The organism is Bradyrhizobium betae (assembly GCF_050632175.1).
GTDB classification, from domain to species: Bacteria; Pseudomonadota; Alphaproteobacteria; order Rhizobiales; family Xanthobacteraceae; genus Bradyrhizobium; species Bradyrhizobium betae_B.
In genome coordinates, this window is the sequence record NZ_CP192576.1 from 5770221 (window position 1) to 5790730 (window position 20510).

General features: G+C 63.5%; 19 protein-coding genes, 1 tRNA gene and 4 pseudogenes. 12 read left to right on the plus strand and 12 right to left on the minus strand.

Going from position 1 to position 20510, the window contains the following annotated elements; genetic code table 11:
• Positions 1-17: 17 nt before the first annotated feature.
• Positions 18-1260: pseudogene (locus ACQ86E_RS27635) on the minus strand (efflux RND transporter periplasmic adaptor subunit).
• A gap of 200 nt (positions 1261-1460) precedes the next feature.
• Here ACQ86E_RS27635 and ACQ86E_RS27640 point away from each other — a divergent pair.
• Complete coding sequence (locus tag ACQ86E_RS27640) at positions 1461-2090, plus strand: TetR/AcrR family transcriptional regulator (RefSeq protein WP_431202676.1); 630 nt, start codon at positions 1461-1463, stop codon at positions 2088-2090.
• A gap of 32 nt (positions 2091-2122) precedes the next feature.
• Here the strand turns inward: ACQ86E_RS27640 and ACQ86E_RS27645 are convergent.
• The 4 genes and pseudogenes from ACQ86E_RS27645 to ACQ86E_RS27660 form a co-directional block, all read right to left on the minus strand.
• A pseudogene (locus tag ACQ86E_RS27645) lies at positions 2123-2708 on the minus strand (DUF1349 domain-containing protein).
• A 217-nt stretch (positions 2709-2925) separates the two neighbouring features.
• Positions 2926-4294: pseudogene (locus ACQ86E_RS27650) on the minus strand (MFS transporter).
• 74 nt (positions 4295-4368) lie between these two features.
• A complete protein-coding gene (locus ACQ86E_RS27655; protein WP_431202677.1) occupies positions 4369-5898 on the minus strand; it encodes an aldehyde dehydrogenase in 1530 nt (509 codons plus the stop codon).
• Positions 5895-6545, minus strand: coding sequence for a GntR family transcriptional regulator (locus tag ACQ86E_RS27660; RefSeq protein ID WP_431202678.1), 651 nt, complete (start codon positions 6543-6545; stop codon positions 5895-5897). The genes ACQ86E_RS27655 and ACQ86E_RS27660 overlap by 4 nt, the downstream gene beginning before the upstream one ends.
• Before the next feature lie 145 nt (positions 6546-6690).
• On the opposite strand from ACQ86E_RS27660, the gene ACQ86E_RS27665 reads away from it, so the two are divergent.
• The 5 genes from ACQ86E_RS27665 (at position 6691) to ACQ86E_RS27685 (ending at position 11488) form a co-directional block, all read left to right on the plus strand.
• Positions 6691-7464 (plus strand): alpha/beta fold hydrolase, encoded by a 774-nt coding sequence (locus ACQ86E_RS27665; protein WP_431206576.1) that lies wholly within the window; start codon positions 6691-6693, stop codon positions 7462-7464.
• Between the two features lie 23 nt (positions 7465-7487).
• Entirely contained in the window at positions 7488-7733 is a 246-nt protein-coding gene (locus tag ACQ86E_RS27670) for a hypothetical protein (protein ID WP_431202679.1), read from the plus strand.
• Between the two features lie 131 nt (positions 7734-7864).
• Positions 7865-9082, plus strand: a complete 1218-nt coding sequence (locus ACQ86E_RS27675) for an MFS transporter (RefSeq protein WP_431202680.1) — start codon at positions 7865-7867, stop codon at positions 9080-9082.
• A 14-nt stretch (positions 9083-9096) separates the two neighbouring features.
• Positions 9097-10494 carry a guanine deaminase gene (gene guaD / locus ACQ86E_RS27680; protein ID WP_431202681.1) on the plus strand — a complete coding sequence of 466 codons (1398 nt, stop codon included), beginning with the start codon at positions 9097-9099 and terminating at the stop codon, positions 10492-10494.
• Between the two features lie 10 nt (positions 10495-10504).
• A complete protein-coding gene (locus tag ACQ86E_RS27685) occupies positions 10505-11488 on the plus strand; it encodes an antibiotic biosynthesis monooxygenase (RefSeq protein WP_431202682.1) in 984 nt (327 codons plus the stop codon).
• Between the two features lie 28 nt (positions 11489-11516).
• Here the strand turns inward: ACQ86E_RS27685 and ACQ86E_RS27690 are convergent, their stop codons facing one another.
• The 6 genes and pseudogenes from ACQ86E_RS27690 to ACQ86E_RS27715 form a co-directional block, all read right to left on the minus strand.
• On the minus strand, positions 11517-12500 hold the full coding sequence (locus ACQ86E_RS27690) for a G1 family glutamic endopeptidase (RefSeq protein WP_431202683.1): 984 nt from the start codon (positions 12498-12500) through the stop codon (positions 11517-11519).
• Positions 12487-13527 (minus strand): phosphatase PAP2 family protein, encoded by a 1041-nt coding sequence (locus ACQ86E_RS27695; protein ID WP_431202684.1) that lies wholly within the window; start codon positions 13525-13527, stop codon positions 12487-12489. The genes ACQ86E_RS27690 and ACQ86E_RS27695 overlap by 14 nt, the downstream gene beginning before the upstream one ends.
• The gene (locus ACQ86E_RS27700; protein ID WP_431202685.1) at positions 13449-14789 is read right to left on the minus strand and encodes a tetratricopeptide repeat protein; all 1341 of its coding nucleotides are present in this window, start codon (positions 14787-14789) and stop codon (positions 13449-13451) included. Before ACQ86E_RS27700 ends, ACQ86E_RS27695 begins: the two co-directional genes overlap by 79 nt.
• A pseudogene (locus ACQ86E_RS27705) lies at positions 14790-14999 on the minus strand (hypothetical protein); the annotation flags it as partial.
• Positions 14996-15175 (minus strand): hypothetical protein, encoded by a 180-nt coding sequence (locus ACQ86E_RS27710; RefSeq protein ID WP_431202686.1) that lies wholly within the window; start codon positions 15173-15175, stop codon positions 14996-14998. The gene ACQ86E_RS27710 and the pseudogene ACQ86E_RS27705, both read right to left, overlap by 4 nt.
• Complete coding sequence (locus ACQ86E_RS27715) at positions 15141-15650, minus strand: AfsR/SARP family transcriptional regulator (protein ID WP_431202687.1); 510 nt, start codon at positions 15648-15650, stop codon at positions 15141-15143. Before ACQ86E_RS27715 ends, ACQ86E_RS27710 begins: the two co-directional genes overlap by 35 nt.
• 298 nt (positions 15651-15948) lie before the next feature.
• Here ACQ86E_RS27715 and ACQ86E_RS27720 point away from each other — a divergent pair, with 298 nt between their 5' ends.
• The 4 genes from ACQ86E_RS27720 (at position 15949) to ACQ86E_RS27735 (ending at position 17402) form a co-directional block, all read left to right on the plus strand.
• Positions 15949-16269: a hypothetical protein gene (locus ACQ86E_RS27720; protein ID WP_431202688.1), complete on the plus strand. Its 321-nt coding sequence runs from the start codon at positions 15949-15951 to the stop codon at positions 16267-16269.
• 151 nt (positions 16270-16420) lie between these two features.
• Positions 16421-16624, plus strand: a complete 204-nt coding sequence (locus ACQ86E_RS27725; RefSeq protein ID WP_431202689.1) for a hypothetical protein — start codon at positions 16421-16423, stop codon at positions 16622-16624.
• A gap of 173 nt (positions 16625-16797) precedes the next feature.
• Positions 16798-16871, plus strand: a tRNA-Gln gene (locus tag ACQ86E_RS27730).
• 168 nt (positions 16872-17039) lie between these two features.
• Positions 17040-17402: a DUF1428 domain-containing protein gene (locus tag ACQ86E_RS27735; RefSeq protein WP_431202690.1), complete on the plus strand. Its 363-nt coding sequence runs from the start codon at positions 17040-17042 to the stop codon at positions 17400-17402.
• Between the two features lie 385 nt (positions 17403-17787).
• Here the strand turns inward: ACQ86E_RS27735 and ACQ86E_RS27740 are convergent, their stop codons facing one another.
• A complete protein-coding gene (locus tag ACQ86E_RS27740; protein WP_431202691.1) occupies positions 17788-18123 on the minus strand; it encodes a hypothetical protein in 336 nt (111 codons plus the stop codon).
• A gap of 200 nt (positions 18124-18323) precedes the next feature.
• Here ACQ86E_RS27740 and ACQ86E_RS27745 point away from each other — a divergent pair, with 200 nt between their 5' ends.
• Both ACQ86E_RS27745 and ACQ86E_RS27750 read left to right on the plus strand, forming a co-directional pair.
• Positions 18324-19577: an ABC transporter substrate-binding protein gene (locus tag ACQ86E_RS27745; protein ID WP_431202692.1), complete on the plus strand. Its 1254-nt coding sequence runs from the start codon at positions 18324-18326 to the stop codon at positions 19575-19577.
• Positions 19578-19644: 67 nt separating this feature from the next.
• Positions 19645-20508: a branched-chain amino acid ABC transporter permease gene (locus ACQ86E_RS27750; RefSeq protein ID WP_431202693.1), complete on the plus strand. Its 864-nt coding sequence runs from the start codon at positions 19645-19647 to the stop codon at positions 20506-20508.
• Positions 20509-20510: the final 2 nt, after the last annotated feature.

Below are 20510 nucleotides of genomic sequence, written 5' to 3' on the forward strand. Positions count from 1 at the left end.
GGCCCGGAATGAGGCAATCAGCGTTGCACAAAGTCCTGGTTGCTGTGGTTCGACGCCTGCTGCGGCCCACGCGCGCCCATCTGTGCGACCTCGGTCTTGAGGAGAGCGCCCGGACGCACGCGTTGCAGGCCGTTGACCACGATGCGGTCGCCGGGCTTCAGCCCCGTCGTCACGATACGCAGGCCATCGACCGAACCGCCGAGCGTGATCGGCCGGTAGACGGCGCGGCTGTCGTCACCGACCCCCATCACGAACTTCTTGTCCTGGTCGGTGCCGATTGCGCGCTCGTCGATCATCACCAGCGACTGCTGCTTCGGCTGGCCCATGCGAACCCGGGCGAACTGGCCGGGGATCAAACGCCCGTCGTCGTTCCTGAACACCGCACGGACGCGGATGGTGCCGCTCTGGCCGTTGACCTGATTGTCGATGAGCTGGATGTGGCCCTTGGCGGAAAGACCGCCCGAGGTCGTCATCTCGACCGGGATCTGGTCGAGCTTGCCGCGCTGGCCGGAGGCATCCGCGATCGAGTTCAGCGCGCGCAGCACCACTTCTTCATCCGCGTCGAACGAGGCGTAGATCGGGTTGACCGAGACCAGCGAGGTCAGCACGGGGAGGCGGTGCCGGCGGCGACGAGATTGCCGACGGTGATCTCGAACTTGCCGACGCGGCCATCCACCGGCGCGCGCACCTCGGTGTAGTCGAGGTTGAGCTTTGCCGTCTGGAGCGTTGCTTCGGCGGCCTTCACATTGGCGATCGCTTCGCGATTGGCGTTGTCGCGCTGGTCGTAGTCGCGCCGCGTGACCACGGCGTTGCCGACCAGCTGGGCGCCGCGCTCGAGCTCGCTCTGGGTGAACACCACGCGGGCCTTGGCGGCCTCGAGCTGGGCGTTGGCCTTGTCGACCTCGGCCGCGTAAGGCGCCGGATCGATCTTGAACAGCACATCGCCGGCCTTCACCAGCGCGCCTTCGGTGAAGTTGGTCGACATGATTGCGCCGGCCACGCGGGGGCGAAGCTCGACCCGGTTGATGGCTTCGAGCCGGCCGGAGAAGTCGTCCCACAGCACGGTCTGCTTTGGCTCGATCAGCGCGACCGTGACGGGCACGGCCTGCTCGGCTGCGGCGGCCGTTGCGGTCGCCTGCGCGGCACGAAGATAATGGCCGGTCGCGATCGAGCCGGCCACGGCCAGGGTGCCTACGACCGCGACACCGCCAAGAAGGCGGCGGAAACGGCCGGCGCGGGGGAGTTTTGCGAGGGATGCATTTGCGCGCTCCAGATATGTAGTGTTCACTACAGATGTGAAGCTGGATGCCGCAGTGCAAGATACTTATGTACCATCCACTAAGAAAATTGTAGCCGCTTACCGCAAGAGTTGGCAAGCGCAAGAGAAAATAAAGCGAGAACAAATAGATAGGATCGGGCGTTAGCTGAGAGACGACGCCGATTCCGAGGAGAACAGCCACATGGGCATGGGACGCCCCCGCGAATTCGACGCCGAAACGGCGTTGGACCAGGCGATGGAAGTGTTTTGGCGGCATGGCTATGAGGGCGCCACCATCGCCCAGCTCACCGAGGCCATGGGCATCAATCCGCCCAGCCTTTACGCCTGTTTCGGCAACAAGGAAGGCCTGCTCAAAGCGGCGCTCGACCGCTACACCAAACTGCGCAATGTCTGGATGAACGAGGTGGTGGCGGCTTCGACGGCTCGCGACGTCGCCGAACGCATGCTGATGGGCATCGCCGAGAAACAGACCGATCCCGCCAATCCGCCCGGCTGCCTGCTCGTGCAGGGCGGCATCGCCTGCGGCAGCGGCTCCGAGAACGTCCCCTTCGAACTCGCGGCCCGCCGCGCCGAAAACGAAGCCCAACTCCGCGACCGTTTCGTTCGCGCCAAGGCCGAAGGCGATCTCAAGCCGACCTCCGATCCCGCCGCGCTCGCGCGCTATGTGTCGGCGGTATCAGTCGGCATGGGCGTGATGGCGTCCTCGGGCTCGGATCGCGAGGCGCTACGCCAGGTCGCGAACGTTGCCGTGCAGGCGGTCGAGGCGCAGTCGACGGCGGAGGAGAAACGAACGACAGGGTTTCGGGGGTGAACACATCTGCTCATGGGGGCGCTGACAACTTTTCAGCTCAGGTCGTGCAGGTCCTTGCCAAGCGGCGGTGTCGAGACGAAATGCGGAGAAGACGACGTCGAGCCCGGCCCGCTCTGGCGTGCAGGCCATCGGCCCCACAAGGTATGAGCTTGCGTTCGGAAACGGCGCCAGCCGCATGAGAGGCCAGTAATTGCCGTCGGCCGAAACTTGCAGACGAAGCACCCCGTCGGCGACGGTTGCGCGGATCCAGAAGTCACCGGCATCATGCTCATAGGGTGCCGTTGCCCAGTCCGATCGCTCATGAGTCAGCACGCTTGAGAGCATGGCGCGACCGTCCGAGAGTTCGATCCCGGCCTTGACCCAATGGTGCGCGTCGATGCGGACCATGATGCCCGCCTGATCGTAGAGGGCCCGGAAGTCGCCTTGAACGCGCAGGCTGGCCGTGAACGCTTCCCCGGTTGGAAAACCCAGGAAATGCCCGCTGTCGCGATTGAATCCGTAGTGGGTTCCCCGCCAGAAGTCAGAGCCTTTGTCGGTGACGAGCTTGATACGATCACCCTCTGCCGTCCATCGTTCCGGTTCATTCAGCCACACACCGTCACTTCTCCGGAGAGTCATTTCCAACCTCGATGGCCCTGGGCCTGCCGCGGGGTCCATTGCTGGACGAGCGTGGCATTGTGCCAAATGAGATCGCGGAGGCAACCTCGCAGGTCCGGATTTTTCGCTGCGGCGTGGGAAGTGCCATCAGCGCGGAACGAGGTCGCGATCCCCGAGCACCGCAACGCATGACGCTCCAATGAAAGCATCGGAGCGTCGCTGTGCGGGCCAACAATCGTCAGGAAGCTTCCTTGAGCACCGGCGCTGCCGTTTCCTCCGCCTTCATCTCCTCGAGACTGCGATGCCGCGGCTCGATGCCCATCGCCCAGACCGTGACGATCTGCACCAACAGCAGTCCGATCATCAGCGCCATCACCCCGGCCACGCCGCGCGACCTCGAATAGCGACACGACGAGGAATGGCGTGACGATGGTCGCGCCGCGTCCCAGCGTGTTGACGATGCCGGACGCACGCAGGCGGACCTCGGTGGGAAACAGTTCCGGGATGTAGATGCCGAACAGCAGGGCGACCAGCACGTAGATCGGCACTGTCAGTGCAAAGCCGACGGCCGGAAGCAGGATCGGATCCGAGATCATCGGATAGAGAATGCCGAGCGCTACCGTGATCAGGGACGCGCCGATGATGGTCGGCTTCCGGCCCCAGCGGTCGGCGGTCAATGCACCGATGGCTGCGCCGATCGGTGCACCGAGCGCCATCAGGAGCGAATAGCTGAACGAGGTCGCGATCGAGAGACCCTGCTTGACGAAGAACACAGGCAGCCAGGTGACGAAGCCATAGAGCAGGGTGTTGATCGTGATCAGGCAGACGGCGCCGACGATCATTCGCGACAGCAAGGGAGCAGTGAACAGCGTGCCGAGATCGGGAGACACCGGCACGGGCGTCGTTGTCGCAGGCGCGGGCAGGGGCTGCCCCTGGGCCGCCTCCTTTTCGATGGCCTGCATGAGCGCTTCCGCCTCCGTCGTGCGTCCCACGGCCTCCAGCCAGCGCGGCGATTCCGGCAGCGACTTGCGCATGTACCATACGACGAGCGCGCCAATGCCGCCGAGCACGAACATGGAGCGCCAACCGAATTGCGGCACCAGCACGGATGCGACCAGCAGCGCGACGGGCAGGCCCGTCACCACGCACACGGCCGTCAAACCGAGCCATTTGCCGCGGGTGCGCGCCGGCACGAACTCCGTCATCGTCGAATAGCCGACGACGTTCTCGGCCCCGAGCCCAACGCCCATCACGAAGCGGCAGGCAATGAGGAAGGCCATGTTGGGAGAGAACGCCGCGGCGAGGGAAGCGATGCCGAAAAGGAGCAGATTGAATTGGTAGGTGAAGCGGCGTCCGTAGCGGTCGCCGAGAAAGCCGGTGCCGAACGACCCCAGCATCATGCCGACGAAGGTCGCCGAGATGAAGGCCGCGTTCTGGGCAAGCGTCGAAAAGCCCGTCTTCAGGGTGACGCTGAGGACGGTCCCGGCGATATAGATGTCGAAACCGTCGAAGAACATTCCAATGCCGATCAGAAGCATGATGCGGCGATGGAATGGCCCGATCGGCAGCCGATCCAGACGGCCGCCTGCGTTCACCGATGTCGACATGTATGCTCTCCCCTGACTGTTGTTCTGGTTGATGCGGGCCGCCTTCTATGGGCGGTCGGTCGCTTGCAGTTCTGCTAGTTCAGCCGTTTCTGATTGGCCGTGTCGCGATACCAATCGAACGGCTGCTCGTGGGTCGCGACCATCACGCTCTTGGTGTTGAAGTGGTCGTTGAAACTCTCGGTGCCGCATTCGCGGCCGATGCCGGAATCATCGACGCCACCCCAGGGCGAGGCCGGATCGAGTCGGTGGTGATCGTTGATCCAGACGATGCCGGCCTTGACGGACGCGGCGACGCGATGAGCGCGCCCGACGTCGCGGGTGCGGATCGCGGCGGCGAGGCCGAACGGCGAGTCGTTCGCAAGCCGAAGCGCATCGGCCTCGTCCTTGAACGGCGTTACCGACGTGAAGGGACCGAACACTTCCTCCTGGAAGATGCGCATGTCGGATGTGACGTCGGCGAACACGGTCGGCTCGACGAAATAGCCGTTGTCATGGCCGGGCACCTTCGCGGCAACGCCGCCGGTGACGAGACGCGCGCCGTCCGCATGGCCGTAGCCTGCATAGGCGAGAACGCGATCGCGCTGCCGGGCGGAGATCACGGGGCCCATCTGGGTGGTCGCATCGAAGGGATCTCCGACGCGGATCGTGCGGGTCTTGGCCTGCAGCTTCTCGACGAATTCGTCGTAGATCGAGGCCTGGACGATATGTCGCGAGGCGCAGACGCAGGTTTGTCCGGCGCCGATGAAAGCGCCGAACGCGGCATAGTTCACAGCGCGGTCGACGTCGAAATCGTCGAACACCATCACCGGCGTCTTGCCGCCGAGCTCCATGGTCTGATGCGCGAACACTTTTGCAGCCGCGCTTCCGGCGGTGCGGCCGGCCTCGGTGCCGCCGGTCAGGACCAGCTTGTTGATGTCGCCATGCTCGGCCAGCATCTTGCCGGCGCTCTGGCCCAGGCCGAGTACGATGTTGAAGACGCCGGGCGGAAGGCCCGCTTCGGTGAAGATCTGCGCCAGCTTCAGTGTCGTCAGCGGCGTGTATTCGGACGGCTTGACCACGGTGACGCATCCGGTCGCCAGCACCACGGCGAGTGATTTGCACAGGATCATCAGGGGATGATTGAACGGCGTGCAATTGGCGACGATGCCGATCGGCGTCCGCAGCGTGTAGTTCAGGTACGCGCCTTCGACGGGGATCACGGAGTCCCGACGTGCGAGCGCAACGCCCGCGAAGTAACGGAAGAAGTCGGGCAGGCGGGAGAGCTGCGCGCGAGTCTCGTTGATCGGGCGGCCGTTGTTGAGGGTTTCCAGCCGGTACAGGCTGTCGAGATTGGCCTCGAAAGCATCCGCGAGCCTGTTGACCAGTCTGGCACGCGCGCGTGTGTCCATGCCGCCCCAGGCCTTGCCTTCGAACGCGGCGCGCGCGCTCTTCATGGCGCGGTCGATGTCCTCAGCGGTGGAATTGGGGATGCGGGCGATCACGTCGCCGGTCGCGGGATTGCGAACGTCAAGCATCGCGCCGCCTCCTGCCTCGACTTCACGCCCGTCGATGAAATTGCCGTGGATTTCGACGTCGATCGACGCAGGTTTTGACGGGATGTTCATGACGACCTCTCTTCCACGATGACGGCGTTGCGCTTGAGCGCCGGCAGGACGCGTTTTTCTGTGGCTCCGATGTGGGCCTTGATGATGCGCGCGGCGGTTCGTGTCTCGCGCTGTTGCATGGCGTCGATCAGGGCGACGTGCTCGCCGACGAGCTTTGCCGGGTCGTGCCCTTTCAGGTTGGACACGCTGACGCGGACCAGCCGGTCGGCCTGGCCGATCAGGTCGCACAGCGCCGTCGCCATACGGCGATTGCCGGATGCGTTGGCGAGCGCTGTGTGGAAGCCGCGATTGTAGGCGATGAAGTCCTCGTGGTTGCCCGAGAAGCGGCGAAATTCGTCGAGCGATTTCAAGACGCTGTCAGGGGCGCTCTCGATCGCCTCGGCAACGCAGGCCGGCTCGAGTGCGAGGCGGAAGCGCAGGAGATCGCGGGCATCGGACAGCGAGATCGGAGTGACCCGGTAGCCCTGGCGCGGCTGCACCGTCACGAGGTGCTCGCGCTGCAGCCGCAAAAGCGCATCCCGGACCGGTTGCCGGCTCACGTCGTAGCGCTCGGCCAGATCCTGCTCGCGCATTTCACCGCCTGGCACGAGACGGCAGGCTAAAATATCAGACCTGAGACGATCGTAGATATCTTCGCGCAAAAGCATGCTAATTGGTGTCTCCCTGCGGCTAATATCTCAGTCGTGATATTTCACGTCAAGAGCCAAAAGCTTGAATTCCCTGACAGTTGATTTATCAGTGGGAGCGCGCCAAGGCGCGCAAGCGACCGATGAAGTTAGAGAAAGACCGGACATGGACAGGCTTCTTGCCAACGGGACCGTCAACGCCGCGCAATCGGGCGAGGGGACGCCGCTGTTCCTGTTCCACTCGCTGTTGTCGGATCGCGCGAGTTTCGATGCGATCGTGCCCGAACTGGAGCGATCGTTTCGGACCGTCGTGCCGGAGTTGCCGGGCTTCGGCAGCTCACGTGCGGTGAATGGCGGACTTGCCGCCGTCGCCGATCGGATGGCCGAGGCCGTGGTGGATGCTGCGGCCGGCGTCCCGGCGATCGTGCTCGGCAACGGCTATGGTGGTTTCGTCGCGTTACAGATGGCGATCCGCCACCCCGGTATCTCCAGCAAGCTCATCCTTGCCGACTGCGGCGCAGCCTTCTCGGAGCCCGGTCGCGAAGCATTTCGCAACATGGCGAAAGTGTCGCGTGAGAAAGGGCTGGAGGCCATCACTGACGTTGCGATGCGCCGTCTGTTTGCGCCGGACTTTCAGGCACAGCACCCTGAGCTGATGCGGGATCGTCGTGAAGCATTTTTGCGGACGGATCCCGACGTGTTTCGCAGCGCATGCGATGCATTGGCTGGCCTTGATCTTCGCGCTGAGCTTGCCGCGGTGAAGGTCCCGGTGCTCGTTCTGGTCGGTGAGCACGACGAGGCAACGCCTCCGCCGATGTCGCGCGAGCTGGCGGCGGGATTGCCGCACGCCGAACTCAAGATCATTCCGGGATGTGCGCACGTGCCGCAGCTTCAATCGCCGCTGCAGTTTCTCGGAGCTCTCAAGGACTTCTTGATCTGATTTTGGCGTGGTCGAAGCCGACTTTGCGTGAGAAACCGCGATGCCTTGCGAACGGCTACCAGCGTTGGCGCGGCGGCGAAATCACGATCGGGAATGATGCAAATCTGCGCCTGTTTTGCCCGACGGCGCAAGTGGAAATTTCGATCTTGCCGAAATATAAAAAGGTCAATGATTCCGACCCCATCTCTACTGTGCATGGGGTTGTTTTCGCTTTTGGTGTTGGGGAGCTCACCACGCCGCATGGTTCGGGGCACCATCCGCCGGATTGAACGGGAACCCCTAAGAGTTTTTATACACAGTTCTGGCACGCTCCCGCGCGTCGAGATCCGCTACCTGCATCGTCACGTCTCAACGCGTGCACGAAAAGACAGTCCCGCGGACACTGAGGGGGCGTTGCTTCATGACTGCACTTGCTTCGGACGCCGGTAGCGCCAAGCGCGGGATCGTGCCGATCCTGCTGTGCGTCGTGCCATTCAGCCAGATCCCGCTCGACGCCTATACGCCCGGCCTGCCGCAGATGGTGGTGGACCTCGCCGCCGATTCCGCGTCGATGCAGAACACCGTCACCGCCTACATGCTCGGCATGAGTCTGGCGCTGGTGCCGGTCGGAATCGCCTCCGATACGCTCGGCCGCCGCATCGTTCTGCTCGCGGGCCTGACCGTGCTCATCGCCATGAGCATTGCCTGCGCGCTCGCCACCAGCGCCTCGCTGCTGCTGGCGCTACGGTTCCTGCAGGGCATCGGTGGCTGCACCTGCCTCGTGGTCGCCTATGCGGTAGCGGCCGATTGTTTTCGTGGCCGTGAGCTCACCGCGATCTCCGGCCTGTTGGGCGCTGCCTGGGGTCTCGCACCGGTGCTGGCACCTGCCGCCGGGGGCTTCATTGTCGAGCTGACGTCCTGGCGCGGCGTCTTCATCATCATCGCTGTCGCCGCGGCCATCGTCGCCGCGGTGGTCGTGCTGTTTCTGCCCGAAACACTGCCCACCGAGCGGCGCGCGCCGTTCGATCCGCGCAGGACTGCCGGCATTCTCCGTGACGCGCTCATGCGCCCAGGCTTCCTGGCCTTCGTCCTGGTCTTTGCCGCGGCAGCAAGCGCGCAACTGGCATTCGGTGTAGTCGCGCCGTTCTTCTACCAGACCGGCCTCGGCCATTCGGCGGCCATCTATGGCCTCGTTGCGCTCGGCCTCGGCGGGGTCAATCTCGCCGGCGAGCTCGGCTGCGCGCATTTCGCGCACTTCATGCCGGCCCGGGTGATGGGCTTTGGCGCCTTCGCGCTGTTTCTTGCCGGTGCCGCGGTGCTGGCCGTCACAGGCATGACCCTCGGTCTCGATTTCACGTCGATCACCATCGGCGGCGCGCTGGTGCTCGGCGGCTGCGGCGTGCTGTGTCCGATGATGTACGGCATGGCGCTCGGCCTGTTCGAGCGCGACCATGGCCTGATCGGCGGCCTCATCAGCGCGCTCTGCTATCTCGCGGTGAGCGGTGCCATGGCGATCGCGGCGGTGCTGCCCGAAGCGACGCAGGCTCCGATCGGTTGGCTCTATCTCGGCCTCTGCGCCATCGCCGGCATGCTGCTCGCGATCTCGCTGCCTTCGGCGCGCCACGCCACACAGCCTTGAGGAAGGACTCAGTCATGACCACCGTCGGTATTCGCGGCACGTTCTTCGATTTCGTCGACGATCCCTGGAAGCACATCGGCAACGAGCAGGCCGCAGCACGCTTTCACCAGGACGGCCTCATGATCGTCACCGACGGGGTCATCAAGGCGTTTGGTCCTTATGACAAGATCTCCGCCGCGCATCCCGCAGTCCAGATCACCCATATCAAGGACCGCATCATCGTCCCGGGCTTCATCGACGGTCACATCCATCTGCCGCAGACCCGGGTGCTCGGCGCCTATGGCGAGCAGCTCTTGCCGTGGCTGCAAATGTGGATCTATCCCGAAGAGCTCAAATACAAGGATCGCAACTACGCGCGCGAGGGCGTGAAGCGCTTCCTCGATGCGCTGCTTGCGTCCGGCACCACCACCTGCCAGGCGTTCACCAGTTCTTCGCCGGTCTCGACCGAAGAATTGTTCGAGGAGGCCGCCCGCCGCAACATGCGCGTGATCGCGGGCCTCACCGGCATCGATCGCAACGCGCCGGCCGATTATGTCGATACGCCCGAGAATTTCTATCGCGACAGCAAGCGGCTGATCGCGCAGTATCACAACAAGGGCCGCAACCTCTACGCCATCACGCCGCGCTTCGCATTCGGCGCCTCGCCTGAGCTGCTCAAGGCGTGTCAGCGTCTCAAGCACGAGCATCCGGACTGCTGGGTCAATACCCACATCTCCGAGAATCCAGCCGAGTGCAGCGGCGTGCTGGTCGAGCATCCGGATTGCCAGGACTATCTCGGCGTCTACGAGAAGTTCGGCTTGGTCGGTCCGAAATTCTCGGGCGGCCACGGCGTCTATCTCTCGAACAACGAGTTCCGCCGCATGTCGCAGAAGGGCGCGGCGGTGGTATTCTGCCCGTGCTCGAACCTGTTCCTCGGCAGCGGCCTGTTCCGCCTCGGCCGCGCCACCGATCCGGAGCACCGCGTGAAGATGTCGTTCGGCACCGACATGGGCGGCGGCAACCGTTTCTCGATGATCAACGTGCTGGACGACGCCTACAAGGTCGGCATGTGCAACAACACGCTGCTCGACGGCAGCATCGATCCCGTGCGCAAGGATCTCGCCGAAGCCGAGCGCAACAAGCTGTCGCCCTATCGCGGCTTCTGGTCGATCACGCTCGGCGGTGCCGAGGGCCTCTATATCGACGACAAGCTCGGCAATTTCGAGCCGGGCAAGGAAGCCGATTTCGTCGCGCTCGATCCGAACGGCGGTCCGGCCGCGCAGCCCTGGCACCAGTCGCTGATCGCCGATGGTGGCGGACCGCGCACGATGGACGAGGCCGCGAGCATGCTGTTTGCCGTCATGATGGTCGGCGACGATCGCTGTGTCGACGAGACCTGGGTGATGGGCAAGCGCCTCTACAAGAAGGGCTGAAGCGGACGCGATGAACGGTTCACCGGACAGGGCCGGCCAGCCGGTCGCGCTCGTCATCCAGCGCCGCATCGCCGACGACGGCTTTGCCGCGTTCGCGCGCTGGAACGGCGAGGTCGGCGAGGTGCTCAAGGCATGGCCCGGCTTCCTCGGCCAGGAGGTCGTGCCGCCGCAGCCGCCCGCGCATGTCGACTGGGTGACGATTCTGCGCTTCGCCAGCCCGGCCGCGGCGCGTGCTTGGCTTCAGAGCGAGGTGCGGGCGCGGCTGATCGCTGAGGTGCAGCGCTTCTTCGTCGGTTCGGAGGATGTCCATATCCTCCCCGACTCCGGCGTTCAACGCGACAGCGCAGTCTCCGCCGTCATCTCCTTCAAGGTTCCTGAGGGGCTCGAGGACGCGTTCCTGAAATGGCAGCAGCGTATCCAGGCCGCGGAGGCCGAGTTCAAGGGATTCTTGCGCCACAAGATCGAGCGGCCGATCCCGGGGCTGCACGATGAATGGATCATCATCCTGTCGTTCGACGGCGATGCCAATCTCAATGCGTGGCTCGACTCGTCCTTGCGGCAGACCCTGCTGAGGGACGGTGCGCGCTTCAACGCCGGCATGAGCGTGAAGCGGGCGAGCTATGGCTTCAATTTTTGGTTCCCGGCCGGCAAGACGCAGGCTCCGGAGCAGGGACCGGCCCTGATCTGGAAGAGCAACCTGATCGTCCTGCTGGTGCTCTATCCCGTCGTCTTCCTCTGGGGCTTTTTTGTCAGTGCTCCGTTGATCGACAGCCACGGCGTGCCGGTTTGGCTGTCGCTGTTCGCAGGCAATCTCGTCAGCACCCAGCTGCTTGGCTGGTGGTTGGTGCCTGCTGCCTTCAGGGCACTGGACTGGTGGATTACGCCGAAGGCAGCGCTCGGCCGCCAGATCGCGGGATACGCGCTGCTCGCCGCGCTCTATGCGGGATCGATGGGCCTCTACGCGCTGCTGATCGCGTGGCACTGGGGACGGTGAGGCCCGCTCGGGTGCGGCCAGTGGGCGTTCATGTCGGTTCCTTGAACCTGCATGTCACGCCAACCGATCCGTCCGGGTCCTGGCGTAGCGCCGGGCTCGAGACCGTGACGGTGCGATAGGGATCTGCGAAAGCTTCGCGCATATGGATCATGAGGGCCTTCTCGTTCAGCGTCATCAAACGCCCTGGCGCGAGTGGCCCATCGGCTGCCGCTCTTGCCAGGCAGTATCTGAAATCGACAGAACCATAATTGGGAAGCGGGAATAATTTGCGGCTAGGCGGATCTGTCGGCCGCTCCACCACCCATTCCACCGATGATCCGAGCGGCAGGATCACACCGGGCGGCCGAGCGAGAAATGAACGAAATTCACCAGTGCTCTGGTTCTTGATGAAGAACAGGACGTCTCCACTGACCTGAACCGCAAGCCCTGCGAGAATCTCGTCGCCGGCATTGATCGGGAGGTTGGCGATCATCGTAATCGCTTGCTGTGACATCCTTGGCGTCTCATCCGACGAAGAGTTGCGCCACCACTCCCACCAGGCAAAATGCTGGGGTTCGTGATTGGGCCAGTGAGCGGTGCCGATTTGCGGGAGAGAAATGTTCGGCAACGCGCCATTGTGGCCGTCGAGGCCAATCCACAACAACGATCTTGGATCGTTCGTGGGTGTAAAAAGTGCCGGTGCGGACGGTAGACTCACGCTCGGTGCCTTCCATCCGGCGGTCGCGAAGACGATGCGCTCCGGCGAGGGCGAGGAGATGAGCGCGCCCGACCAATTCAGCAGCGATTGAGCCGGACCTCCGAGCGACGGGGGATCGATGCTGCTGAACGTCGGTTGCCTTGCTGTGAAAGGCGAAGAGACGAGCCGTTTCCAGAATGCGAACAGGCGCGGTTCGGTGACGGCATCCGGCCTTTGCGGAATGCCGTAGAGGTCGAGCTTGTCAGGTGTCGCGTCGAGGAGATTGAACCCGTCGGGCACGACTTCGTAGAAGCCGTAGCTGTCATTCTCCGACATCTTTCCCTCCCGAGAAGACACCGGTGTCCTTCCACTCGCGCCGCGCATTCTCGACGAGCTCCGCGAACTTCGGCAGGTAGGTCCGATCCAGGAAGATCTTGGCGGTCATCGCTGCTGCAAGCGTTACTCCGGCCCTGGTATCGGAGGGATAGTGAAGGCCGGCGATTTCGCGATTCCGCGAAATCCTGTCAGCAAGGGCGCCAAGCGACTTCTCGATCGTGGTTCTCTCGGGAGCGTCCGATGCAGGGGTACCGAGCGACTTCGGCATGACTTCCGCCAGAAGCGCCGCGAAGACGTGAGATTGGGTCGCGTGGCCGCTGGGGAATGACGCGTGCCCGCCATGTTGGATCGGCGACATCAATGCGGGAGCCACCTGCGTGGGGCGTGGACGATTGAAATGAGCCTTGTAGTGCATGGTGATCAAGGCCGTGAGCGCGTCGGCGACGATCAGCATGCGCGATGTCGCCGGGTGGGTCGTCGCATTCGCGGATACGAGGTGCAGGAACTTGCTGATGAATTCGTCGGCCTCCGTTACGATTTCGTCGATTGCATCGGCACGCTCGGAGAAGGGTGTCTCGGTCATCTTTCTCAATGCGGCAATGTCGGCTTCGAGGTCTCCGGCCCATGGTGTCGGCCCCGTGCCGAACAGTGAAAATCCGCCGAGGCGGTCGAACCAATCTGCCCGGCGGGCAAGATCGGACATCACGACCCACGCGTACCACCGGGTCGACCAAAGCCTCGTGCCAAAGCCGCTGGAATTGAACCTCGCGCCCTCGATTCCGGGATCCCCCGCGAACGGGAGACTGACACGATCGGCGAACACGCCGCCGCCTGATCCGCCAGTCCCGCCGTATCCTCCATACCCACCGTAGCCCCCGTATCCGCCATAGCCCCCGTAGCCGCCATAACCGCCATATCCGCCTGCCATATCTGCCTCCTCAGTTGCGATCAGATGTTTCCATGCCGGAGTGTCGATGCCAGCCGTGAGAGCGCAGCTTCGATGCGCGCCAGGGTCGGCTTCGGCCAAGGCGACGTCGCGATCCACTTCAGGTCGAACGCGCCTCCGGTCACGAGCGGCCGAGCAAAGATCTGCGCATCGTCGAAACGTCCGCTCTCCACGAGTGCGGCTACGAGAACGCGCAGGTTCACCTGATTGCTTGGCAGCAGCGTCGCGACGCGCGTCGCGTGTTCTATCGCGAGGTCGAGATCGTTCCTGGCAAAGTGTGCCTGAGCCGCAATCATCTCCGCAAACCAGGCGTGCCGGTCCCGCGGCGACAGGCGCAGATTGATGGTCGTATCGAACAGTGCTTCCTGGTGCTGTTCGCAGCGAACATGGACCGCAGCCCGATATGCGAATGCGAGCGCCAGGTTGGGGGTAAGCTCTATCGCACGGTCGAGCTGCTTGAGGGCTCCGGCGTGATCATGCTTGCATTGCGACAGCGTGTAGCCGCCGACGGCATTGGCGAGTGGATCGGACGAATTGCGCTCCAGCGCGCGTTCGGCGAGCGACCGCGCGGTGTCGAGTTCGACCGGCGCGTTCGCGGACCATCCGCGCGCCACGCGCTGCATGTGCCAGATGGCGCTGTAGGAGAGAGGCGGCGCCCAGCCCGGGCTGAGCACATGCGCGCGCTCGAAATTGGTTCGCGCCGTCACGAACGTGGTGTAGTCCGGACTGAACATCTGATCGTAGCCGACCAGGGCCAGCTGGTAGGCGTCGAGATCATCGGGCCTCTTTTGCATTGCACGATGAAGCTCCCGGTCGCGGACCTGGGGCGCCAGCGAGCGTATGACCTCGACAGCGATGCGATCCTGCAGGTCGAAGACGTCGGCTGCGGTTCCGCTGAGACGGTCGACGCGGACGACTTCAACCGTCTCGGCGGCAACGAGTTCGGTCGAAATCCGGATCTGATCTCCGGCGCGCTGAATGCTTCCATGAAGCAGATATTGCGCGTTGAGATCGCGGCCAATTGCGCGCAGATCCAGTGTCTGCGATATCGGGATCATCGTCGATCCCCGGGAAATGACGAGCAGCTCCTTCAAGCTCGACAAGGCCTGGACGACGCTGTCGACGATGCCGATCGTGAATTGAGGCTCCAGCGTTGGCGACAGTGCGCGAAAGGGGAGAACGGCGACCGACGGTCGGCTGGCCGCAAATCCAACCAGGCCGACCGCGGGTGTCGCTATGGGGAGCGGCGCCGGCCGCACGACGATTTCGGGCTGCTGCTGCCGCAAGCCGGCTATCAGGTCCTGCGTGAGCTTGTGCGGCTCGATATCGTAAGTGTCTTCCAACTGGCGCCAGAGCCGCGCGTAGATCGCGAGCGCCGCGCCGATACTGCCGGCCGCGATGTGGCTCCTGATGAGGACACGAACGGCCCGCTCGTTCTCCGAATCCAGCCGGAGGATGGCCTTCGCCGCAGCCTCCGCGGAAGCCGTAACAATTGTCGCGGCCTCGTCGGGCAGCAGCCTTGTCAGCGCATCGATCAGCCGCTCGTGGATCAGCGGTCGCGTCTCCGCAAGCCACTCCGAAAACGCCGGATCAACCCCTCCAGATCGTCGAGAATGTCGTCGGCCAGGCGTTCGCGTGCCAGCAGGGTCGGATGGACGATGCCGCGTTCGGCATCCGCGACGATTTCCATCACATCACAGGCCACCCGTTCGATCTCGAGCCGCCACATGCATCTGGTCCGCATGAAAATGCGTGCAGCCGCGCGCCTTGAACTCGCGCTGGATCTGACTGAGCGATTGACGCAGCGAGCCTTTCGCGAGCGGGTCTTCCTTCTCGCTCCAGAGCAGCCCGACCAATTTGGTCCTGGGCAATTGGCGCGCGGAGGAGAGCATCATGTAGCCGAGAAGCGCTTGCGCCTTGCGGCTGAGGCCGATCTCGTGACCGTCCACCGACGCCGAAAATGCTCCGATGATGTTGAGTCTCAGCCGGCCTGTCTCGGCCTTGCCGACTGCCTTGTCATCGTTGACTTCCGACATCCCGTCCCATCCCCCGTCGACAAAGTCGACCACAGTGCAGGAGGGCAGGTCCCGGGAGCTTAGGCTTGGCGAGATGAGAATGATTGGGTTGCGCTGTTCGCGAAACCAATGACACGTGAGCTCAGGAGTACAGCCCGCCAGATCTTGTGCAATGCTTGAATGGTACATCTTGGATTGTCAGATGGTCAAGGGTTGCTGAATGATCGACACGCGACCTGAGGGGCGAAATGAAAAGCGCTTCTCATTTCGAGCCGACGAGCGTGAAATGAGCGTGAATGGCGAGTCTCGCGTGGGGTAGTCTTGAGTGGGGTAGTCTTGGGTGACCTGCGTGGCCGCGTGTTAGCTTGACCTGTTCGCCTCGCACACGTGCCGGATTCACGGGCCATTCACGTTCCGCTTCGCCTGGCTGGCCTATGTTGCGTCCGTGACTGAAGGATCGCGCAACTTGGCAAAGGAGGGACGCGTCATGACTGTCCTGCTGAGAGACACCTTCAAGGCCTGGATCGACCGCGCACCGGGCGCTCCGCCCAAACTGGTCATGATCGGGGACGTGCGGGTGCCGACCAATGGCTGCCAGGCCCGCCTGACCAAGCGCTCGCCGCAAGGCATCAACCCGAAGATCCTGATCCTCGACGTCAATACGCAGCAGCCGGGCGACGAAGCGCCAGAGGAGATCACCACGATCCCGCTTCGCTACGAGGAAAGTCCGCCGCAGGACGAGTACGGGCAGGTGATGATCGCGACCGGCAAGGGCGAAATCGTCGTCAACATCGGGCGCCCGCATTAGCCGGGCGGGAAGGGGGCGCGACCCGGCGCATCGCGGTCCGGGTCCGCGCGTTAGCCTTACCGGTCAAGGTTGACGTGACATCTCGCTCACATGGGGACGCCGATCGCGATAGTTTCGGTGCCTGGACAGTAACCCATGTTTTGAGAGTACGATGTCTCGTTCCGTTGAATTGATCGTCGAAGGATATGTGCGGCTGAATGATCGCGATGCGCTCCACGATATCCTGACGCATCGGCAGGACCTGCTGCGGCAGCTTGTATCAGTGACCGGCGTCGACCCGAGGCAGGCCATCGCGCAGGTCAACGAGGAGATCACGATCATCGAGGCCGGGCTTGCCACGCTCGCGCCGAAATAGGCGCGTCCCCACGCCCACAGTCGGGGTCAACAGCTCCGTGCACCGCAGCGCTTGCCAGTCCCCGGACGAGCGGGTAGAACGCTGCCACGCCTGAGCCGTGATTTGCGCCCGAACGCGCTGCCGGCCACAGCCGGACAGATCGGTAAGTCATTGAATCTGTTTGGCTATTCCGTTGGGGAATGGTGTAACGGTAGCACAACAGACTCTGACTCTGTTTGTCTTGGTTCGAATCCAGGTTCCCCAGCCAATTCCGGGCGCTTCTTCAGACTCAAATTGACCTCGCGGCCGGCGACCGGGGCCCGGCTCGGCGGGCCGCAACTCGCGGCGGTTTGCCTCACCTGAAATGCGCATGTGCCCGGTCGGATCGCCGTCGGCCGCTTCGTCCTTGGGGGATGTATCCCCAAGGAGATCCGAAATGCCCTATGTCGATGGCTTCGTGCTCGCCGTGCCCAAGGACAAGATCGAGGCCTATAAGGCGCTGGCGCGAAAGGCCTGCGCGGTGTGGATGGCGCACGGCGCACTCGACTACGTCGAATGCATCGGTGACGACGTGCCCTATGGCGAGCTGACGTCGTTCCCGCGCGCGGTGATCGCGAAGGAGGATGAGGTCGTGGTGTTCTCCTGGATCGTCTACCGCGATCGGCAGACCCGCGATGCCGTCAACACGAAGGTGATGGCGGACCCGCAGTTCCATGGCGCCGACATGCCTTTCGACGGCAAGCGGATGATCTATGGCGGCTTCACCACGCTGTTGCGGGCGAGCGAAGTGGTCGGTTGAGGGGGCATCTGTTTCTCTCGTGTTCCGGATGCGACGCAGCACGTAGCGGCCCGAGACCTGAGTTTTCGCGCGCAACTGCATCATCCCCGTCATTGCAGACACGGCTTCGCATCCTCGCGGCGTGTTTTGCCCGAGCTTTGCCTGGTCGTCTCACCCTCGAATGAAAGAGGGCGCAGGGAAGACCGGGTGCCGGCCGGGCACCCACGGTCCACTGTGCGAAAGGTGGCAACAAGAATTTGCACAGCGGCATACAGGTGTAGCCAGACATCCGGCCTTCCCTGCGCAGTGGTTTGACGGCTTATGTCGTACTCTCCTCGGGGAGCGATGCACTCTTGCCCCCGTCGCCTTGCGGCTGACGATGCGCGTGCCCGGTCGGGCCGCTACATCACCGCAACGCTTGGCACCAGCCTGCGGGCGCCAGGACCACACGATTTTGCCGTACGCCGATCACACCGATCGTGTGCGCGGCGGCTTCGCTCACGGTTGCCCGCCCTGCAAAACCCTCCGCGCCGACGTGACCCACGTCCACCGCCATCCGGCCCGCGTTCGTGACGATCGCGATACGCCCCTCTTCGTTGGGCCGAAGTGAGCGAAATATCCGCTGTTTCCGAATTTCTGTAAAGGCGAATATTTTTGGCCGCGCGCATTGACCGATAGCTTGGGTGTTTTGCCCGACGGGCAACGCAAGATCTCGTAGCCGCAGCAGTTGTCCTTCGTGCACCAGGCGACGTCAGATTGAACATCGCACATGGCGCCGCGTTCGCAGCTTCTTTATGCAGCATTGCGCAAGTCCGTTTCACCTTGCCGGTATCCGGATGGCATGCCATCCTAGGGTCAGCCAGGCATAAACAAGCGGAAGCGGGCGCCAGCCACAGCTTCCAAAAACCTTGGTCGGGGAAACCCTTTGGGAGGTCTGATTTCATGAATTTGAAGCACGTCACCGGGCTGCTTTGCGCGGCCGCAATGTCCTTTGCGTCCGGCTCCGGCGCGCAGGCCCAGGACAAGGTCGTCAAGATCGGCGTGATCCTGCCGATGTCCGGCGGCACCGCCTCGATCGGCGCGCATGCCAAGGCGGCGATCGAGGTCGCCACCGACATCATCAACAACGCGCATCCCGAACTCGGCAATTTCCCGCTGGCGAAGAACCCAGGGCTTGCCGGCCTCGGCGGCGCCAAGGTCGAGGTGGTGATCGCCGACAATCAGGGCAACCCGGCAACCGGCCAGAACCAGGCGCTGCGCCTGATCACGGAAGACAAGGTGGCCGCATTGTTCGGCTCCTATCAATCCGGAGTTACGCTGACCACGAGCGCGATCGCCGAGAAATACGGTGTGCCGTTCCTGAACTCCGAATCGGTTGCCGCCAATCTCACCGAGCGCGGCTTCAAATGGTTCTTCCGCACCACGCCGATCGCCACCGACTTCGCCAGGATCTATGTCGACTTCCTCGCCGACATCAAGGCACAGGGCGCCAAGACCGACAGCGTCGCGCTGGTTCACGACAACACCGAATACGGCTCCTCGGTCGCGAACACGATTGCCGGCGCTTTCAAGGAGAAGGGCCAGCCGATCGCGCTCGACGTCGCCTATCCCGTCAACGCGACCGACGTGCAGGGGCAGGTGCTCCAGCTCAAGGACAAGAAGCCCGACGTCGTCATCATGATCAGCTACACGTCGGACGCGATCCTGTTCGCCAAGACCATGCAGTCGCTCGATTACAAGCCGTCCGTGCTGCTGGCCGACGATGCCGGTTACTCCGATCCCTCCTTCACCAAGGCAGTCGGCAAGATCTCGCAGGGCGTCTTCAATCGCTCGTCCTGGGTCGTGGGACCGCCCGGTTCGGCATCCGCCGTTATCGCCGACATGTACAAGAAGAAGAGCGGCGAGGAGATGGACGACACGGTCGCCCGGCAGATGCAGGGCTTCTTCGTGCTGGCCGACGCGATCGAGCGCGCCGGGTCGACCGAGCCTGCCAAGATCCAGGCCGCACTGAAGGCGACAGACCTGAAGCCCGATCAACTGATGATCGGCTACAAGGGCGTGAAGTTCGACGACAAGGGCCAGAACGTCCTCGCCTCCGGCGCCATCATCCAGCTTCAGGATGGCGAGAACTACGTCTCGGTGTGGCCGAAGACCAGCGGCGGAAAAGCGCCGATGCTGCCCTACAAGGGCTGGTGAGATCGCCTAGAGGCGGGACTGTGCGTCCCGCCACTCCTTACGTGATTTGATCAGAGCAACGCAGCTCATGTCCTTTGTCCTCGTGCAGGTGATCGTCGGCGGGCTTCTGCTTGGCGCCGTCTACGCCCTGTTTTCCTCGGGCCTCACGCTGGTGTGGGGCATGATGAACATCGTCAATTTCGCGCATGGCGATTTCGTCATGCTCGGTATGTATGTCGCCTATGTCGTCTACACCCTGATGGGAGGAGGGCCGCTTCTCGGCGCGCCGCTGGCGACGCTGGTGCTGGCGACTGTCGGCGTCGTGGTCTATTTCTCCCTGATCCGCGACATCATGAAGGGGCCGATGCTGGCCCAGATCCTCGGTACCTTCGGGCTCGCGCTGCTGCTTCGCTATTCCGTGTTCTGGTGGTTCGGCGCCAACTTCCTGTCGATGCCGCCTGATATCGTCGGCGGCACCTACGCGTTCGCCGGCCTGCGCATCGAGGCTTCGCGGCTGCTGGCCGGCGTGGTCGCGCTGCTGGTGACATTGGGCCTGCATCTGCTGCTGACGCGCACCTCGCTCGGCTCGAAGATGCTGGCGGTGGCGGAGGACCAGACCGCGGCCCAGCTGATGGGCATCCGGCCCGACACCATGCAGGCGATCGCCTGGGGCATCGCGGCCGGCGCCACCGGTCTTGCCGGCGCGCTGATCGCGAACTTCTTCTACATCGTGCCGACGGTCGGCGAGACGCTGGGGATCGTCGCATTCGTCACGGTGTCGCTTGGCGGTTTCGGCAGCGTGCCCGGCGCACTCGTCGCAGGGCTCTTGATCGGGGTGATCGAGTCGTTGTCCGGCTATCTGATCGGCGCGGTCTACAAGGACATCGTCGTCTATGTCCTGTTCCTGCTCTTCCTCTGGTTCCGGCCGCAAGGCCTGATGGGCAAGACCTGATG

Bases quoted from the DNA above. Each gene is read 5' to 3' on its own strand.
- ACQ86E_RS27655 (WP_431202677.1), bottom strand. From the start codon at position 5,898: ATGAACATCCCGTCAAAACCTGCGTCGATCGACGTCGAAATCCACGGC.
- ACQ86E_RS27715 (WP_431202687.1), bottom strand. From the start codon at position 15,650: ATGTACCATTCAAGCATTGCACAAGATCTGGCGGGCTGTACTCCTGAG.
- ACQ86E_RS27725 (WP_431202689.1), top strand. From the start codon at position 16,421: ATGTCTCGTTCCGTTGAATTGATCGTCGAAGGATATGTGCGGCTGAAT.
- guaD (WP_431202681.1), top strand. From the start codon at position 9,097: ATGACCACCGTCGGTATTCGCGGCACGTTCTTCGATTTCGTCGACGAT.
- ACQ86E_RS27675 (WP_431202680.1), top strand. From the start codon at position 7,865: ATGACTGCACTTGCTTCGGACGCCGGTAGCGCCAAGCGCGGGATCGTG.
- ACQ86E_RS27720 (WP_431202688.1), top strand. From the start codon at position 15,949: ATGACTGTCCTGCTGAGAGACACCTTCAAGGCCTGGATCGACCGCGCA.
- ACQ86E_RS27660 (WP_431202678.1), bottom strand. From the start codon at position 6,545: ATGCTTTTGCGCGAAGATATCTACGATCGTCTCAGGTCTGATATTTTA.
- ACQ86E_RS27750 (WP_431202693.1), top strand. From the start codon at position 19,645: ATGTCCTTTGTCCTCGTGCAGGTGATCGTCGGCGGGCTTCTGCTTGGC.
- ACQ86E_RS27685 (WP_431202682.1), top strand. From the start codon at position 10,505: ATGAACGGTTCACCGGACAGGGCCGGCCAGCCGGTCGCGCTCGTCATC.
- ACQ86E_RS27710 (WP_431202686.1), bottom strand. From the start codon at position 15,175: ATGTGGCGGCTCGAGATCGAACGGGTGGCCTGTGATGTGATGGAAATC.
- ACQ86E_RS27690 (WP_431202683.1), bottom strand. From the start codon at position 12,500: ATGTCGGAGAATGACAGCTACGGCTTCTACGAAGTCGTGCCCGACGGG.
- ACQ86E_RS27745 (WP_431202692.1), top strand. From the start codon at position 18,324: ATGAATTTGAAGCACGTCACCGGGCTGCTTTGCGCGGCCGCAATGTCC.
- ACQ86E_RS27665 (WP_431206576.1), top strand. From the start codon at position 6,691: ATGGACAGGCTTCTTGCCAACGGGACCGTCAACGCCGCGCAATCGGGC.
- ACQ86E_RS27735 (WP_431202690.1), top strand. From the start codon at position 17,040: ATGCCCTATGTCGATGGCTTCGTGCTCGCCGTGCCCAAGGACAAGATC.
- ACQ86E_RS27640 (WP_431202676.1), top strand. From the start codon at position 1,461: ATGGGCATGGGACGCCCCCGCGAATTCGACGCCGAAACGGCGTTGGAC.